Origin of the sequence: Ferrovibrio terrae (assembly GCF_007197755.1) — a bacterium.
GTDB classification, from domain to species: domain Bacteria; phylum Pseudomonadota; class Alphaproteobacteria; order Ferrovibrionales; family Ferrovibrionaceae; genus Ferrovibrio; species Ferrovibrio terrae.
The window spans coordinates 203,002-217,821 of sequence record NZ_CP041636.1; the positions used below are offsets into that span (position 1 = coordinate 203,002).

The window sequence follows — 14,820 nt, forward strand, 5'->3', positions numbered from 1 at the left end:
CCGAAGGCGCCGCATGTGTTTCAAGACTGGTGGGCGCACCAGGGCTCGAACCTGGGACCCGCTGATTAAGAGTCAGCTGCTCTACCAACTGAGCTATGCGCCCAGTCTCAAAACGAGGCGCGAAAATACCCGGATTCGCTGGAATTGCAAGGGCTATGGCTAAGGGAAATTGTGTTTCCCGCTCAAGGGCTTAAATCAACCGATTCGGCAAGAAATCAGCCCAGGGAAATCAGCTCAGCGGCCCGCTCATGTGGCGCGGGATTTCCACGTCGCGATGCACGTAGACGTTCACCAGCAGGCCGATGCCGACCAGCAGCGTCATCATCGCCGTGCCGCCATAGGAAAACAGCGGCAGCGGCACCCCTACCACCGGCACCAGACCGGACACCATGGCGATGTTGATGAAGACATAGAGGAACAGCATGGTGGTGAGACCACCGGCCAGCAGGCGGCCATACTGGCTGCGCGAGCGCAGCGCGATGGCGTAGCCATAGGCGATCAGCAGGATATAGAGCGCGATCAGCACCAGCGCGCCGATCAGACCATGCTCTTCTGCGAACATGGTGAAGATGAAGTCGGTCTGCTTCTCGGGCAGGAAGCTGAGATGGCTCTGTGTGCCCTGCATGAAGCCCTTGCCGGAGAAGCCGCCAGACCCCAGTGCAATCTTCGACTGAAGAATGTGATAACCCGAGCCGAGCGGATCCTGCTCGGGGTTCATGAAGGTGAGCACGCGGCGCTTCTGGTAGTCGTGCAGGAAATTCCACGCGATCGGCAGCGCCGCGCCACCGCCGGCGATCACCAGCAGGAATTTCCAGGCACGCACACCGGTAAAAAAGAAGACGGCGCCCGACGAGGCCAGCAGCAGCATGGCAGTGCCGAGATCAGGCTGCTTGATCACCAGCGCCACCGGCACCAGCACGATGGCGAGCGGCAGCACCAGCCAGCGAATGCGACCGGTATCCTCATACGACAGGCCATGGAAATAGCGCGCCAGTGTCAGCACCATGGCGATCTTCATGATCTCGGATGGCTGCACATGCACGACGCCGAGATCGAGCCAGCGCTGCGCACCCATGCCGATGCGGCCGACCAGTTCGACGGCGATGAGCAGGATCACGCCGATGGCATAGACCACATAAGACAACCGCATCCAGACGCGGATATCGGTCACCGCGATCACCACCATGATGACGAGGCCGATGGCGAAACGCGCCATCTGCCGGTCGGCCCAGGGATCGATATCCCCGCCGGCGGCCGAATACAGGGCGGTGAAGCCGAGGCTGGCGATCACGGTGATCAGCAGCACCAGTCCCCAGTTGACGTCGCGCAGCTTGCGGCCGAGCGAGGTGTCGTTGCGGTTGGACCAGTAGGCCATCTCAGCCCCCGGCTTTCGTGGCGCCCGGCGCGGTGGGCGGCGTGATGCCGGATGCGGTAGTCGGGCCGGGCGCCGAACGCGGCTTGCGCGACGGATCCAGTTTCTGGCATTCCAGCATGATGTCGCGCGCCACCGGCGCGGCGGCCTTGGCGCCGGACCCGCCGTGTTCGATGATCACGGCGCAGGCATAGCGCGGTGCGCTGATCGGCGCAAAGGCGACGAAGAGTGCATGATCGCGCTCTTCCCAAGGCTTTTCTTCATTCTTGCGCACGCGGGTTTCGCGCTCCAGCCGGCTGATGCGGCGCACCTGGCTCGAACCGGTCTTGCCCGCCATGGCATATTGGGCCTGCATGATGCGCGCGCCCGCAGCGGTGCCGCGCGGCGGGGCGGTGACGCGGATCATGCCTTCGAGCGCCAGATCGAGCTGCTCGCGCTTGAGATTGAGGCTGGGCCAGCGCTGCGAAGCCGGGCGCTGGTCGGCGGCAGGACCAAAACCCTCCTCCTTGCGCACGATGCGCGGCGGTACGGCATACCCCCCGTTGGCCAGGCGTGCCGCCATCACGGCAAGCTGCAGCGGCGTGGTGGTGACATACCCCTGGCCGATGCCGATCACGAGATTCTCGCCCGGATGCCAGGGCTGACCGAGCGCGCCCTGCTTCCAGGCCTTGGACGGGATGATGCCGCGCCGCTCGCCGGTCAGGTCGATGCCGGTAAAATCACCCAGGCCGAGTTTCCTGGCAATCTCGCCAATCTTGTCGACGCCGGTGCGTTTGGCGGCTTCGTAGAAATAGACGTCGCAGCTTTCCTCCAGCGCCGACACGAAATTCATCGTGCCATGGCCGCCCTTCTTCCAGCAATGGAAGGTGTTGTTGCCGAATTCCATATGGCCGGGGCAGAAGACGCGTGTCTCCGGCGTCATGTTCCCCGATTCCAGCGCCGCTATGCCGACCAGCATCTTGTAGGTCGAGCCCGGCGGATACTGCCCCGCGATCGCCTTGTTGATCAGCGGTTTGTATTTGTCGTTGCTCAGCTGGCGCCACTGAGGCCCGGTGATGCCGACGTTGAACCAGTTCGGATCGTAGCCGGGATTGGACACCAGGGCGAGAATCTCGCCGGAATGGATATCGATCACCACGGCGGCGCCGCTGTCCTCGCCGAAACGCTCCTGCGCATAACGCTGCAGATCGGCATCGATGGTCAGAACGATATCGTCGCCCTGCTGGCCGTTATAGCGTTCCAGTTCGCGGATTGCGCGGCCATAGGCATTCACCTCGATCTGGCTGTGGCCGGCACGACCGCGCAGACGTTCGTCATACACCTTCTCCACGCCGCTCTTGCCGATGCGGAAGCCCGGCAGTTCCAGCAGCGGATCATCGCCGAGTTCATTCTCGGCCACCGCGCCGACATAGCCGACGACATGGCTGAAGGTATGCGCATAGGGATAGTCGCGTGTCTCGCCGACATCGAGCTGTACGCCGGGCAGGTCCGGCGAATGCAGGTTGATCTTGGCGAAATCATCCCAGGACAGGTTCTCGGCCACCACGACCGGCACGAACTTGCGCCGCCGCTCGATCTCGCGCTTCACGCGGGCGCGCTGCGTATCATCGACCTGGATCAGCTTCGACAGCGCTTCCAGTGTCGCGTCGACATTGCGGGTCTGCTCGGCCACGATCATGACGCGGTAATTGCGACGGTTGGAGGCGAGCTCCACGCCGAAGCGATCCAGCACACGGCCGCGCCGCGGCGACAGCAGCCGCATGTTGATGCGGTTTTCCTCGGCGAGCAGATGGTATTTGTGCGATTCCATCACCTGCAGGTAATAGAGCCGGCCGACCAGCGCGCCGAACATGCCGAGCTGCGCAGTGCCGAGCAGCAGGGCGCGGCGGGTAAACACCCGCTGCAGATCGTTGTCGCGCCGGTTGATCGCCATCGCTGCCTCAGGCCGTGACGGAAGCGCGCAACCAGCGGCGCTCAAGGCGGCTCAGCACCCAGTAGACCGCCGGATACAGCGTCAGCGACAGCAGCAGCTGCGCGAGCAGCGGCGCGGTCGGCAGCAGGCGCCAGTGCAGCAGCGAAACGACAGCCCAGCCGGCCGGCAGCACCGCGCCGACCACGAGGGCGAAGGCCGCCCAGTTGACCATGAAGGACGAGCCGAGAAACACCTTGCGCTGCGCCATGCCGAGTTCATGCACCAGCACCAACGCCAGCACGTTCAGGCCGAGCGGCCCCGCCGACAGCAGATCGAGCAGCAGACCGATCATGAAGGCGCCGATCATGGTCATGAGATCGGAGCGGAAGATGCTCCAGTAGAACACCGCCATCAGGGCAAAGGCGGGTGCGACATTGTCGAAATGCGGCAGGCCGATGGGCATCAGCCCGATCAGCACCAGGGTCACGCTGCTGAGGATCGGCAGCAGGGCGCGGACGCGGCGGCTGGTCTGGCGAAGCAGCGCGGACATTCCGCCGCTCCTTAAGGTTTCTTGGGCGCGGGCGCCGGCGACGCTTGGGGCGATGATGCCGGGGACGATGCCTGGGGTAGCAACGGCGGCATCACGGCGGCCGGATCTTCGGCTTCCACGCGGGTTTCATCGAATTGCATCACGCGCAGGAAATCCAGGCGGCCGAGATCGACCAGCGGGCGCACGCGCACGCCGCCATCGACCGAGGTGATTTCCGCGACCGGAATGCCGACCGGAAACTGGCCGCCATCGCCCGAAGTGACGATATGCATGCCGACGGCCGGCTTGGCGGCGCCGGAGAGATATTCCAGGCGCGGGAACGGCGAGTTGTCGCCGGTCAGCACGGCGCGATGGCCGCCTTCCTGCAGCATCACGGGCAGACGTGAATTGAGGTCGGTCAGCAGCAGGATGCGCGAGGCACGATAGCCTACTTCAGCGACGCGGCCGACATAGCCGCCCTCGCCGATCACGGCCTGGCCCTTCTTCACGCCATCCTTGGCGCCGATATTGAGCAGCGCGGTGCGCACGAAGCTGCCGCCGCCATCGGCGATCACACGGCCGGTGACGAAGCGGTTGGTGAGATCGGGACCGGCAGCCAGCAAACGACGCATGCTGGCATTGTCCTGCTCCAGACGGCGGGCGACTTCCTGCCACTGCAGCAGGCGGGCGTTTTCGGTGCGCAGGCGGAAGTTCTCTTCATGCACGAAGAGGATGTCGTCGACCCAGCCGATCGCGGCATTGACCACGCTGACCGGCTGCGCCACGGCGCTCAGGATCGGTTCGAACACATCGGCGACCAGGGCGCGGGAACGTTCGACCACCGGACGGTCGATACGACTGAGCAGGATCAGGCCGACGGCAGAGGCGAGCAGAAGCAGGAACGCAAAACGCTGCAACAGCGCGCGAATAGGCGCTGCGATCCAGGCACTGCGTCCGGTGCGTCTTGCCATGCGTCCCCGTCAGCCCCTTCCCGGCTGTCCGCCGCGATCAATACGGCGGGTTATACAGAACGTGCTTCAGCGTCTTCATTTCTTCCAGCGCACGGCCGGTGCCAAGCGCCACGCAGGAGAGCGGCTCGTCGGCAATCGAAACCGGCAGGCCGGTGGCATGGCGCAGCACGAGGTCGAGATTGCCCAGCAGCGCGCCGCCGCCGGTGAGCACAATGCCCTTGTCGACGATGTCGGCGGCCAGTTCCGGTGCGGTGTGTTCCAGCGCGACCTTCACGGCTTCGACGATGGCGCCGACCGGTTCGGCCAGGCTTTCGGCGATCTGGCGCTGGTTGATCACCAGTTCCTTCGGCACGCCGTTCATCAGATCGCGGCCCTTTATTTCCATCGACAGGCCATTGCCGTCTTCCGGCGGCGCAGCCGAGCCGATCTGCTTCTTGATGCGCTCGGCCGAGGCCTCGCCCACCAGCAGGTTATGGTTGCGGCGGATATAGGCGATGATGGCTTCGTCCATCTTGTCGCCACCGACACGCACGCTGCGCGAATAGACGATGCCGCCCAGCGAGAGCACGGCCACCTCGGTGGTGCCGCCGCCGATATCGACCACCATCGAGCCAGTCGGCTCGGTGACCGGCAGGCCGGCGCCGATCGCCGCAGCCATCGGCTCTTCAATCAGAAAGACGCGGCGCGAACCGGCGGACTCGGCCGAGTCCATGATGGCGCGACGCTCGACCGCGGTGGAGCCCGACGGCACGCAGATGATGACCTGCGGCGAAGCGAAGCTGCGGCGGTTGTGAACCTTGCGGATGAAATGCTTGATCATTTCCTCCGCCACTTCGAAATCGGCGATGACGCCGTCGCGTAAGGGACGGATGGCTTCGATGTTGCCCGGCGTGCGGCCCAGCATCTGTTTGGCTTCGTCGCCGACGGCCAGAACCTGCTTTTTGCCGCGGTTATTGGCGATTGCCACCACGGACGGTTCATTCAGCACGATGCCTCGGCCCTTGACGTAGACCAGCGTATTCGCCGTGCCCAGATCAATGGCCATATCGGCCGACATGAAGCCCATCAAACGCGAGAACATCGAGAAGTACCCTCACCAGCGTAAAATCGCGCCGTTATCGCCTCTGGAACCGGAATAGCGCAACCCCCAGCCCCCCTAAATTCCCGGCTACCGCCGGCTTTATTCCCCTCAGGCGCTCATCGCTGCCGGAGCGGTCTTTTCCCGCTTCACCAGCAGTTTGTTGAGTGCGTGAATATAGGCCCGGCAACTCGCCACCAGCGTGTCTGCATCGGAAGCCTGACCGTTCACCGTCTTGCCGCTTTCCTCCAGCCGCACCGTCACTTCGGCCTGGGCGTCGGTGCCCTGGGTCACGGCATGCACCTGGTAGAGCTGCAGGTTGACCGTGTGCGGGAACAGGGCCTTGATCGCATTGAAAATCGAATCGACCGGGCCGTTGCCGGTCGCCTTGACCGCTTTGACGGCGCCGTCGATTTCCAGTTCCAGCTCGGCGCTCTGCGGCTCCTTCGAACCGGCGACCACCTGCAGCGACACGAAGCGGATGCGATGGCTGTCATGCGCCACGGTGTCATCCACCAGCGCAACCAGATCCTCGTCGAAGACTTCCTTCTTGCGGTCGGCCAGATCCTTGAAGCGGCCAAAGGCATCGTTCAGCTGGTTCTCGGCCAGATTGAAGCCAAGCTCTTCCAGCTTCTTGCGGAAGGCATGGCGGCCGGAATGCTTGCCCATCACGAGCGTCGAACGATTCAGGCCAACCGATTCCGGCGTCATGATCTCGTAAGTGCCGGCATGCTTCAGCATGCCATCCTGGTGGATGCCGCTTTCATGCGCGAAGGCATTGGCGCCGACGATGGCCTTGTTCGGCTGCACGACGAAGCCCGTCACCGCAGAAACAAGCCGCGAGGCCTTCATGATGTCGGTGGTCTTGATACCGGTTTCGAACTGCATCACATCGGGCCGCGTGCGCAGCGCCATCACGATTTCTTCCAGCGCGGCATTGCCGGCGCGCTCGCCCAGGCCATTGATGGTGCATTCCACCTGGCGCGCGCCGCCGATCACGGCTGCCAGCGAGTTGGCGACGGCGAGGCCGAGATCGTTGTGGCAATGCGCGGAAAACCTGGCTTTATCGCTGTTCGGGATGTTTTCGATCAGGAAGCGCATCAACGCCGTGTATTCCTCCGGCACGGTGTAGCCAACCGTGTCGGGCACGTTGATCGTGGTGGCACCAGCTTTGATGGCGCTCTCGATCACGCGGCAGAGGAAGTCACGATCCGAGCGCGTGCCGTCCTCGCAACTCCACTCGACGTCGTCGCAAAGATTGCGCGCATGGCTCACGCTGTCGATGATCGCCTGATGCACCGCCTCGGGCTCCATCTGCAGCTTGAACTTCATGTGCAGCGGCGACGTGGAGATGAATGTGTGGATGCGTGCGCTCTTCGCGGGCTTCAGCGCTTCCCAGGCGCGGTCGATATCTTTCCTGCCGGCGCGGCTCAGGCCGCAGACCGTAGAGTTCTTCACGCGCTTGGCGATTTCGTTCACGGCTTCGAAGTCACCGTTGGAGGCAATCGGGAAACCGGCCTCGATCACATCGACGCCCATGCCTTCCAGCACGGACGCAATTTTCAGCTTCTCTTCAAGATTCATCGAGGCGCCGGGCGATTGCTCGCCGTCGCGCAGGGTGGTGTCGAAAATGATGACGCGGTCGCGGCCGCTGCCGGTTGCTGCTGTCGTCATGTCAGACCTCATACTCGGAATCGGGCAACGCGCCCGCTCCAAACCTGAAAAGGCTGGCGTTGCGGGAATTCTGCCGCTGTTTCCATGCTTTAACCATTAGTCTACACGCTCCGGCGGGGTCACGGCAAAGGCCGAAAAACCCAAGTCTGACATAGACTTGCAGCGATACTCTCCGAAGCATGCTTAAAAAGGGGTGAACGCCCGGTCCCGCAACCCGAATCTGCTAATGCTCTGAAAACACGGCTGAATTGAGGCGCCAGCGCCCAAATGCTATTTGGCCGCCGCCCCTGCTTGGGTTCAGGCCTGCCGGTACAGGGTCACGACGCAGGCACCGCCCAGACCGAGATTATGCTGCAGCGCCACCCGGGCGCCCTCCACCTGGCGGGCATCTGCCGTGCCGCGCAGCTGGTGCGTCAGCTCATAGCACTGCGCCAGACCCGTCGCGCCGAGCGGATGCCCCTTGGAGAGCAGCCCGCCCGAGGGATTGGTCACCACGCGGCCGCCATAGGTGTTGCCGCCGGACTCGACAAAGCCTTCGGCCTCGCCGAGCGGACAGAGACCGAGCGCCTCATAAGTGATCAGTTCGTTCTGCGCGAAGCAGTCATGCAGTTCGACGACATCGACATCCTGCGGGCCGATGCCGGCCTGCTCGTAAACCTGATCGGCTGCCGTGCGGCTCATATCGGCGCCGACCACTTGCATCATGTCGCGCGCCTCGAAGGTGGACGGATAATCCGTTGTCATCGCCTGCGCCGCGATCTCGACATCGGTACGCAGGCCGTGCCTTTTCGCGAAGGCCTCCGACACCAGAAGCGCCGCGGCCGCGCCGCAGGTGGGCGGACAGGCCATCAGGCGCGTCATCACGCCGGGCCAGATCATCTGTGCGTTCATCACGTCATCGACGCTGACTTCCTGGCGGAACAGCGCCAGCGGATTGTTTTTTGCATGCCGGCTGGCCTTGGCGCGGATGCGCGCAAACGTCTCGAGTTTGGTGCCGTATTTCTTCATATGGCTGAGGCCGGCACCACCAAAATAGCGTAAGGCCAGCGGGATTTCCGGCATGCCGACGAGGTCATCCGTCACCTTGTCGAAGTCCTCGAACGGGCTGGTGCGATCAGTGAAAACCGAACCCAGCGCGCCGGGCTTCATCTGCTCGAAGCCGAGCGCCAGCACGCAATCGGCGGCACCGCTGGCGACAGCCTGACGCGCCAGAAACAAAGCCGTTGATCCGGTCGAGCAGTTGTTGTTGACATTGACCACCGGGATGCCGGTCATGCCGAGGCGATACAGCGCCTTCTGGCCGCAGGTGCTGTCGCCATAGACATAGCCGGCATAGGCCTGCCGCACATGGCCATAGTCGATGCCGGCATCTTTCAGGGCGAGCGCGCCAGCAGCAGCGCCCATCTCGTCATAGGGCGCGCTGTTGCCCGGCTTGGCGAACGGGATCATGCCGACACCGGCAACCAGCACCTTGGCCATGACATCTCCTCCTGCTTTTTTATCGGTTCTGGTCGAGCCAGAGCTTCAGCTTATCAAGATACTGCCAGAACTGTTCGAGGTCTGCAGGCTTCCAGTCGGCAAAGGCCGGCACGACCTCGGGCACCAGAGCCGCAATGGCCTTGCCATGGGCGGCTTTCCCCCTGGCGGTCAGGAACAGCTGCTTCGACCGCGCATCGTCCGGGCTCGGCGCCTCGCGCAGGTAGCCTTTGACCAGCAGCTTCTGCGTCGTCTTGGTCACCGCCGGCGGCAGCTGCTGCATGGCGCGGGCAATGCCGCCGACCGTCTTGCCCTCCTCGGGCCGGTGGCTGAAGTGATTCAGCATGACGAATTGCGGCAGCGGCAGGTCCTGGTCGCGCAGTGTGCGATTGGCGCGGTTGGAGGCGAGCTGGTCGATGATGCCGACCCAGTTGAGGATGCGGAATCGCAGGTCGGGTGCGGGCAGCTCGGCATCCTTCGGCTTGGGTCGCGGCATCTCAGCTCATCAACAAGGCATCCAGCGGCCGTCGCGGCGACGGCGGCACGGGGTCAGAATAGCCGAGGCGGAAGAGCATTTGCACCGTCTGGCCGGCTGCAACGCCAATCATCGCGGCGAAGTCGCGCTGTAACGCGGCCATCTCCGGATATTCCTGCAGCACCTGGCTAACCGGATGCATGACAACGCCGAGCTCGGTGGCCTTCAGGTTGAGCCGCACATAGGCGCGGCCGGCCTCGATCTGGCTGACGCGATCATTCGCCACTGTGGTCAGCCAGCCAAACGCCGGCGTGGCGCGTGCCCAGCCGAGCGCGTAGTCGATGCCACCCTGCCAGGCCATGGTGCCGGGCGTCATTGCTTTCTCCGGCGTCATCAGGCCGAGTTTCGACAACCACCAGAAGAACGGTCCGTGCAGTTCGATCCCATCCGGCTGGGCCGCGATGGCATCGGCGCCGACGCGCAGGCGATCGATGCTTTCCTTCAGGGCACGCGGCGTCTGCAGTTCAATCAGCATTGCCCGCTCGGTGATGCCGCGTAAGCCAGCCGCCAGTGCCGCATCGCTGGTGATGGTCAGTTGTGCAGGACCCGCGCGATGCGCCACCTGCAAGTCGCGGGCATGATCTGGCTGCAGTGCCTGCGCCAGATACGGCTCTTTGGTGGAGCGCCGGTGCGGAATTTGCGCGAACAGCGGATCATTGGTCACACTGTCGCGCTGCAGACGGATGCGGGCCAGCGGGCGATCATCCACCTCGCCTTCGGCCGGCTGGCCTTGCGGGAAGTAGTCGATCTCGCAGCGATAGCCGTCTGCGCCGGCGGCCAGCACCAGCAGTTCGAGAAAGGTGCCATGCCCGATGACGATCTGGCGCGCAAAGGGATCGGTTTCCGGCAGCAGTCGCGTGCGGTCGACATGCAGCAGGATTTCGCCCTCGCGGCGCAGATCGACCAGCCAGGGCTGCATGTTATGCGGATTGGGCGCCAGCAAAGCCCAGCTGAGCGCGCGCTGGCGCGGATCGGTCTCGCCTGCAGGCGCCCCATTCCACGGCGCCACGGCGCTCGCCGGCATGCGATCGCAGCCCTGCAGGCCGCCACCGACCAGCGCAGTGCCCACCACACCGCCGCCAATCACCCTGATAAAACCCCGTCGCGAAACCGCCATGACCGCCTCCATTTATTAATTTCCATGGAAACAAATATCATTTCCGTGGAAACTTTCAACAGGACAGCATGTGATGCCGGATACAAATCGTCGAGCCATTGGCGCGAATCGCCCGGCCGGTGCATGATGGGCTATGCTGCCCAGCCACCCGCCCGCCGATCTGCGCATCTCGCGGCTGAAAACCCCGATCGGCACGGCCTTGCTGGTGACCGACGAGTGCAATGTGTTGCGCGCGCTCGACTGGAGCGACCATGAAGACCGGCTCCATCGCCTGCTGCGGCTCTATTACGGTGCCGGCATCGCATTGAAGACTGCCCGCATCCCGTCCGGTCTGCGCGCCTCCCTGGATGGCTATTTCACCGGCGACCTGAAACAGCTCGATGGCATCCCCTGCGCCGCTGCGGGCACGGAATTCCAGCGCAGCGTCTGGGGCGCGCTGCGCAGGATCCCGGCCGGCCAGACGATGAGCTACGGCGCGCTGGCGGCGAAACTGGGCTGACCGGCGGCGATGCGCGCCGTCGGCGCGGCGAATGGCGCCAATCCCTTAAGCGTCGTGGTGCCCTGCCATCGCCTGATCGGCGCCAACGGATCGCTGATCAAATATGGCGGCGGGCTGGAGCGCAAACGCTGGTTGCTGGCGCACGAGGGCGTCGCCTGAACGAAAACGGCCGGCGGTTCATCACCGCCGGCCGCGTCGTGTGCGATATGAAATCGCTTAGTTCGAGCGGGCCTTGTCGACCAGCTTGTTCTTGGCGATCCAGGGCATCATGGCGCGCAGCTTGGCGCCGACTTCCTCGATCGGATGCTTGGCCAGCGCCGCACGGGTCGCCTTGAACGAGGTCTGATTGACCTTGTTTTCCAGCATCCAGTTGCGGGTGAAGCGACCGGACTGGATGTCCTGCAGCACGCGCTTCATCTCGGCCTTGGTCTCGGCGGTCACGATGCGCGGACCGGTGACGTATTCACCGTATTCGGCCGTGTTCGAGATCGAGTAGTTCATGTTGGCGATGCCGCCTTCGTAGATCAGGTCCACGATCAGCTTCACTTCATGCAGGCACTCGAAATAGGCCATTTCCGGGGCGTAGCCGGCTTCGACCAGCGTCTCGTAGCCGGCCTTGATCAGCTCGACCAGGCCGCCGCAGAGCACCACCTGCTCGCCGAACAGGTCGGTTTCGCATTCTTCCTGGAAGGTGGTCTCGATGATGCCGGCCTTGCCGCCGCCATTGGCCGAGGCGTAGCTCAGCGCGATTTCCAGCGCGTTGCCCGAGGCATTCTGGTGCACGGCAACCAGCGACGGCACGCCGCCGCCCTTGAGGTATTCCGAACGCACGGTGTGACCGGGGCCCTTCGGCGCGATCATGAAGACGTCGAGGTCCTTGCGCGGCTCGATCAGGTTGAAGTGGATGTTCAGGCCATGCGCGAAGGCAAGCGCGGCGCCTTCCTTCATGTTGTCACGCAGGTCGTTGGTCCACAGGTCCGACTGGCCTTCATCCGGCGTCAGCACCATCACGACATCGGCCCACTTGGCGGCTTCGGTCGGGGTCATCACCTTGAAGCCGGCCTCTTCGGCCTTCTTCGTGCCGGCCGAGCCCTTGCGCAGCGCAACGGCGATATTCTTCACGCCGCTGTCTTTCAGGTTCATCGCATGGGCATGGCCCTGGCTGCCGTAGCCGACGATGACAACCTTCTTGCCCTTGATCAGGTTCAGGTCCGCATCGCGGTCGTAATAAACACGCATTTCAGTCTCTCCTCGGGATTAAAGCGTCGTTGTTCGTATTCAGTGAATTAGAGTGGCTTGGGGCCGCGGCTGATCGCCACCACGCCAGTGCGCGAGACATCGATCAGGCCCAACGGCTTCATCAGCTCGACAAAGGCGTTGATCTTTTCCGGCGCGCCGGTCAGCTCGAAGACGAAGGATTCGATAGTGCTGTCGACCGCCCGGGCGCGGAAGATATCGGCGATGCGCAGGCTCTCCACGCGCTTCTCGCCGGTGCCGGCCACCTTGATCAGCGCCAGTTCGCGCGCAATGTGCGGGCCTTCAACCGTCAAATCATGGACATTATGCACCGGCACCAGCCGACCGAGCTGCGCCTTGATCTGGTCGATCACATTGGACGGACCAGACGTGACGACCGTGATGCGCGACAGATGCGCGGCATCGGACACCTCTGCCACCGTGAGGCTTTCGATATTGTAGCCACGGCCGGAGAACAGCCCGACGACACGGGCGAGGATGCCGGGCTCGTTATCGACAAGCACTGAGAGAATGTGAGACTGGATCGGCTGCTGCGACGCGGACATGATCTGATTTCTTCTTCTGTGACGCCGGACCTCAGACGAGGGCCATGCCCTCTTCGGTGACGCTGGCGTTGCTCGAATCCTTCGGCTTGTCGTCAGCCAGGATCATCTCGTTATGGGCCGCACCCGACGGCACCATCGGGAAGCAGTTCTCCGCCTTGTCGACGGCGACATCCACCACCACCGGACCGTCATAGGCGATCATCTCCCTGATGACGCCATCGAGGTCGCCCGGGTCGGTCACGCGCAGACCCTTGCAATGGAAGGCTTCGGCCAGCTTGACGAAATCGGGCAGCGATTCCGAATAGCTCTGCGAGTAGCGGCCGCCATGCAGCAGCTGCTGCCACTGGCGCACCATGCCCATATATTCGTTGTTGAGGATGAACACCTTCACCGGCAGGCGGAACTGCGCCGCGGTGCCGAGTTCCTGGATGTTCATCAGGATCGAGGCTTCGCCGGCGATATCCACCACCAGCTTGCCGGGATGGCCGAGCTGCACGCCGATGGCAGCCGGCAGGCCATAGCCCATGGTGCCGAGGCCGCCCGAGGTCATCCAGCGGTTCGGCTTGTTGAACTTGTAGAACTGGGCCGCCCACATCTGGTGCTGGCCCACTTCGGTGGTGATGAAGGTGTCCTGATCCTTGGTCAGCTCATACAGCCGCTCGATGGCGAGCTGCGGCTTGATGATCTTGGAATCCTTCTTGTACTTGAGGCTGTCGCGGGCGCGCCACTGGTCGATCTGCTGCCACCACTTGTCGAGCGCCTTCTGGTTCGGCTTGTAACCGCCCTGTTTCCACGCCGCGATCATCTGCTCCAGCACGCGGCAGGCATCGCCGACGATGTTCAGGTCGCAACGCACGGTCTTGTTGTGCGAGGACGGATCGATATCGACATGGATCTTCTTCGAGCCCGGCGAGAAAGCCGCCAGACGACCGGTGATGCGGTCATCGAATCGCGCACCGATATTGATCATCACGTCGCAATCATGCATCGCATGATTGGCTTCCCAAGTGCCATGCATGCCCAGCATGCCGAGGAACTGCCGGTCGGTGGCGGGATAGCCGCCCAGACCCATCAGCGTGTTGGTGATCGGGAAGCCGGTCAGCTGCACGAATTCGCGCAGCAGGTCAGAGGCCTTCGGGCCCGCATTGATGATGCCGCCGCCGGTATAGAAGACCGGGCGTTCGGCGGCGGCCATCATGGCGACCGCTTCCTTGATCTTGGCGTCGTCGCCGTTCACCTGCGGGCGATAGGTCTTGTGCTTGACGTTGTCCTTGCCGGTGTAGGTGCCGGGCGCAACCTGCACATCCTTGGGCAGGTCGATCACCACCGGGCCCGGACGGCCGCTGGTGGCGACATAGAAGGCCTCGTGCACGACGCGCGACAGGTCGTCCACGTTTTTGACCAGATAGTTGTGCTTGGTGCAGGGCCGGGTGATGCCGGTGGTGTCGCATTCCTGGAAAGCATCCGTGCCGACCAGATGGGTGGCGACCTGGCCGGTCAGGCAGATCACCGGAATGGAATCGAGCAGCGCATCGGTCAGGCCGGTGACGGCATTGGTGGCGCCGGGGCCGGAGGTGACCAGCACCACACCGGGCTTGCCGGTCGAGCGGGCGTAACCCTCGGCGGCATGCACCGCACCCTGCTCATGGCGCACCAGGATGTGGCGGATGGCATTCTGCTTGAACAGCGCGTCGTAAATCGGGAGGACCGCGCCGCCGGGATAGCCGAATACGACCTCAACACCCTGGTCGATCAGGGCCTTGATCAGCATTTCAGCACCGGACATCTGGGCCGGCGCAGCCTGCGCTGCGGTGGACATGACGCTCAAATCCTTCGGGCAAACGGCCCTTTTAGG

Annotated in this window: 12 protein-coding genes, 1 tRNA gene and 1 pseudogene; 1 reads left to right on the forward strand and 13 read right to left on the reverse strand. The window is 63.6% G+C overall.

Features of this window, described 5'->3' with window-relative positions; translation table 11 throughout:
• Positions 1 to 27 precede the first annotated feature (27 nt).
• The 10 genes from FNB15_RS00965 to FNB15_RS01010 form a co-directional block, all read right to left on the reverse strand.
• Positions 28 to 103: transfer RNA gene (locus FNB15_RS00965), tRNA-Lys, on the reverse strand.
• A gap of 126 nt (positions 104 to 229) precedes the next feature.
• Positions 230 to 1,375, reverse strand: a complete 1,146-nt coding sequence (gene rodA / locus FNB15_RS00970; RefSeq protein WP_144066916.1) for a rod shape-determining protein RodA — start codon at positions 1,373 to 1,375, stop codon at positions 230 to 232.
• Position 1,376: 1 nt separating this feature from the next.
• Positions 1,377 to 3,305, reverse strand: a complete 1,929-nt coding sequence (gene mrdA / locus FNB15_RS00975; RefSeq protein ID WP_144066917.1) for a penicillin-binding protein 2 — start codon at positions 3,303 to 3,305, stop codon at positions 1,377 to 1,379.
• A 7-nt stretch (positions 3,306 to 3,312) separates the two neighbouring features.
• Complete coding sequence (mreD, locus tag FNB15_RS00980) at positions 3,313 to 3,834, reverse strand: rod shape-determining protein MreD (protein WP_144066918.1); 522 nt, start codon at positions 3,832 to 3,834, stop codon at positions 3,313 to 3,315.
• A gap of 11 nt (positions 3,835 to 3,845) precedes the next feature.
• On the reverse strand, positions 3,846 to 4,784 hold the full coding sequence (gene mreC / locus FNB15_RS00985; protein WP_144066919.1) for a rod shape-determining protein MreC: 939 nt from the start codon (positions 4,782 to 4,784) through the stop codon (positions 3,846 to 3,848).
• A 37-nt stretch (positions 4,785 to 4,821) separates the two neighbouring features.
• Positions 4,822 to 5,865 (reverse strand): rod shape-determining protein, encoded by a 1,044-nt coding sequence (locus tag FNB15_RS00990; protein WP_144066920.1) that lies wholly within the window; start codon positions 5,863 to 5,865, stop codon positions 4,822 to 4,824.
• Positions 5,866 to 5,973: 108 nt separating this feature from the next.
• Positions 5,974 to 7,536 (reverse strand): 2-isopropylmalate synthase, encoded by a 1,563-nt coding sequence (locus FNB15_RS00995; protein ID WP_144066921.1) that lies wholly within the window; start codon positions 7,534 to 7,536, stop codon positions 5,974 to 5,976.
• 297 nt (positions 7,537 to 7,833) lie between these two features.
• Positions 7,834 to 9,015 (reverse strand): lipid-transfer protein, encoded by a 1,182-nt coding sequence (locus FNB15_RS01000; RefSeq protein ID WP_144066922.1) that lies wholly within the window; start codon positions 9,013 to 9,015, stop codon positions 7,834 to 7,836.
• 19 nt (positions 9,016 to 9,034) lie between these two features.
• Entirely contained in the window at positions 9,035 to 9,508 is a 474-nt protein-coding gene (locus FNB15_RS01005; protein WP_144066923.1) for a MarR family winged helix-turn-helix transcriptional regulator, read from the reverse strand.
• Position 9,509: 1 nt separating this feature from the next.
• Positions 9,510 to 10,664, reverse strand: a complete 1,155-nt coding sequence (locus FNB15_RS01010) for an Acg family FMN-binding oxidoreductase (RefSeq protein WP_144066924.1) — start codon at positions 10,662 to 10,664, stop codon at positions 9,510 to 9,512.
• Between the two features lie 133 nt (positions 10,665 to 10,797).
• On the opposite strand from FNB15_RS01010, the pseudogene FNB15_RS01015 reads away from it, so the two are divergent.
• A pseudogene (locus FNB15_RS01015) lies at positions 10,798 to 11,322 on the forward strand (methylated-DNA--[protein]-cysteine S-methyltransferase).
• Positions 11,323 to 11,379: 57 nt separating this feature from the next.
• Here the strand turns inward: FNB15_RS01015 and ilvC are convergent.
• Genes ilvC through FNB15_RS01030 form a run of 3 tightly spaced genes read right to left on the reverse strand, consistent with a single transcriptional unit; the run spans position 11,380 to position 14,784 of the window.
• The gene (gene ilvC, locus FNB15_RS01020; RefSeq protein WP_144066925.1) at positions 11,380 to 12,402 is read right to left on the reverse strand and encodes a ketol-acid reductoisomerase; all 1,023 of its coding nucleotides are present in this window, start codon (positions 12,400 to 12,402) and stop codon (positions 11,380 to 11,382) included.
• A 47-nt stretch (positions 12,403 to 12,449) separates the two neighbouring features.
• The gene (ilvN, locus tag FNB15_RS01025; RefSeq protein WP_144066926.1) at positions 12,450 to 12,965 is read right to left on the reverse strand and encodes an acetolactate synthase small subunit; all 516 of its coding nucleotides are present in this window, start codon (positions 12,963 to 12,965) and stop codon (positions 12,450 to 12,452) included.
• A 31-nt stretch (positions 12,966 to 12,996) separates the two neighbouring features.
• A complete protein-coding gene (locus FNB15_RS01030) occupies positions 12,997 to 14,784 on the reverse strand; it encodes an acetolactate synthase 3 large subunit (protein WP_144066927.1) in 1,788 nt (595 codons plus the stop codon).
• Positions 14,785 to 14,820: the final 36 nt, after the last annotated feature.

Coding starts and splice junctions, on each gene's coding strand:
- mrdA (WP_144066917.1), bottom strand. CDS start 3,305: ATGGCGATCAACCGGCGCGACAACGATCTGCAGCGGGTGTTTACCCGC.
- mreC (WP_144066919.1), bottom strand. CDS start 4,784: ATGGCAAGACGCACCGGACGCAGTGCCTGGATCGCAGCGCCTATTCGC.
- mreD (WP_144066918.1), bottom strand. CDS start 3,834: ATGTCCGCGCTGCTTCGCCAGACCAGCCGCCGCGTCCGCGCCCTGCTG.
- ilvN (WP_144066926.1), bottom strand. CDS start 12,965: ATGTCCGCGTCGCAGCAGCCGATCCAGTCTCACATTCTCTCAGTGCTT.
- FNB15_RS01030 (WP_144066927.1), bottom strand. CDS start 14,784: ATGTCCACCGCAGCGCAGGCTGCGCCGGCCCAGATGTCCGGTGCTGAA.
- rodA (WP_144066916.1), bottom strand. CDS start 1,375: ATGGCCTACTGGTCCAACCGCAACGACACCTCGCTCGGCCGCAAGCTG.
- FNB15_RS00995 (WP_144066921.1), bottom strand. CDS start 7,536: ATGACGACAGCAGCAACCGGCAGCGGCCGCGACCGCGTCATCATTTTC.
- FNB15_RS01005 (WP_144066923.1), bottom strand. CDS start 9,508: ATGCCGCGACCCAAGCCGAAGGATGCCGAGCTGCCCGCACCCGACCTG.
- FNB15_RS01010 (WP_144066924.1), bottom strand. CDS start 10,664: ATGGCGGTTTCGCGACGGGGTTTTATCAGGGTGATTGGCGGCGGTGTG.
- ilvC (WP_144066925.1), bottom strand. CDS start 12,402: ATGCGTGTTTATTACGACCGCGATGCGGACCTGAACCTGATCAAGGGC.
- FNB15_RS00990 (WP_144066920.1), bottom strand. CDS start 5,865: ATGTTCTCGCGTTTGATGGGCTTCATGTCGGCCGATATGGCCATTGAT.
- FNB15_RS01000 (WP_144066922.1), bottom strand. CDS start 9,015: ATGGCCAAGGTGCTGGTTGCCGGTGTCGGCATGATCCCGTTCGCCAAG.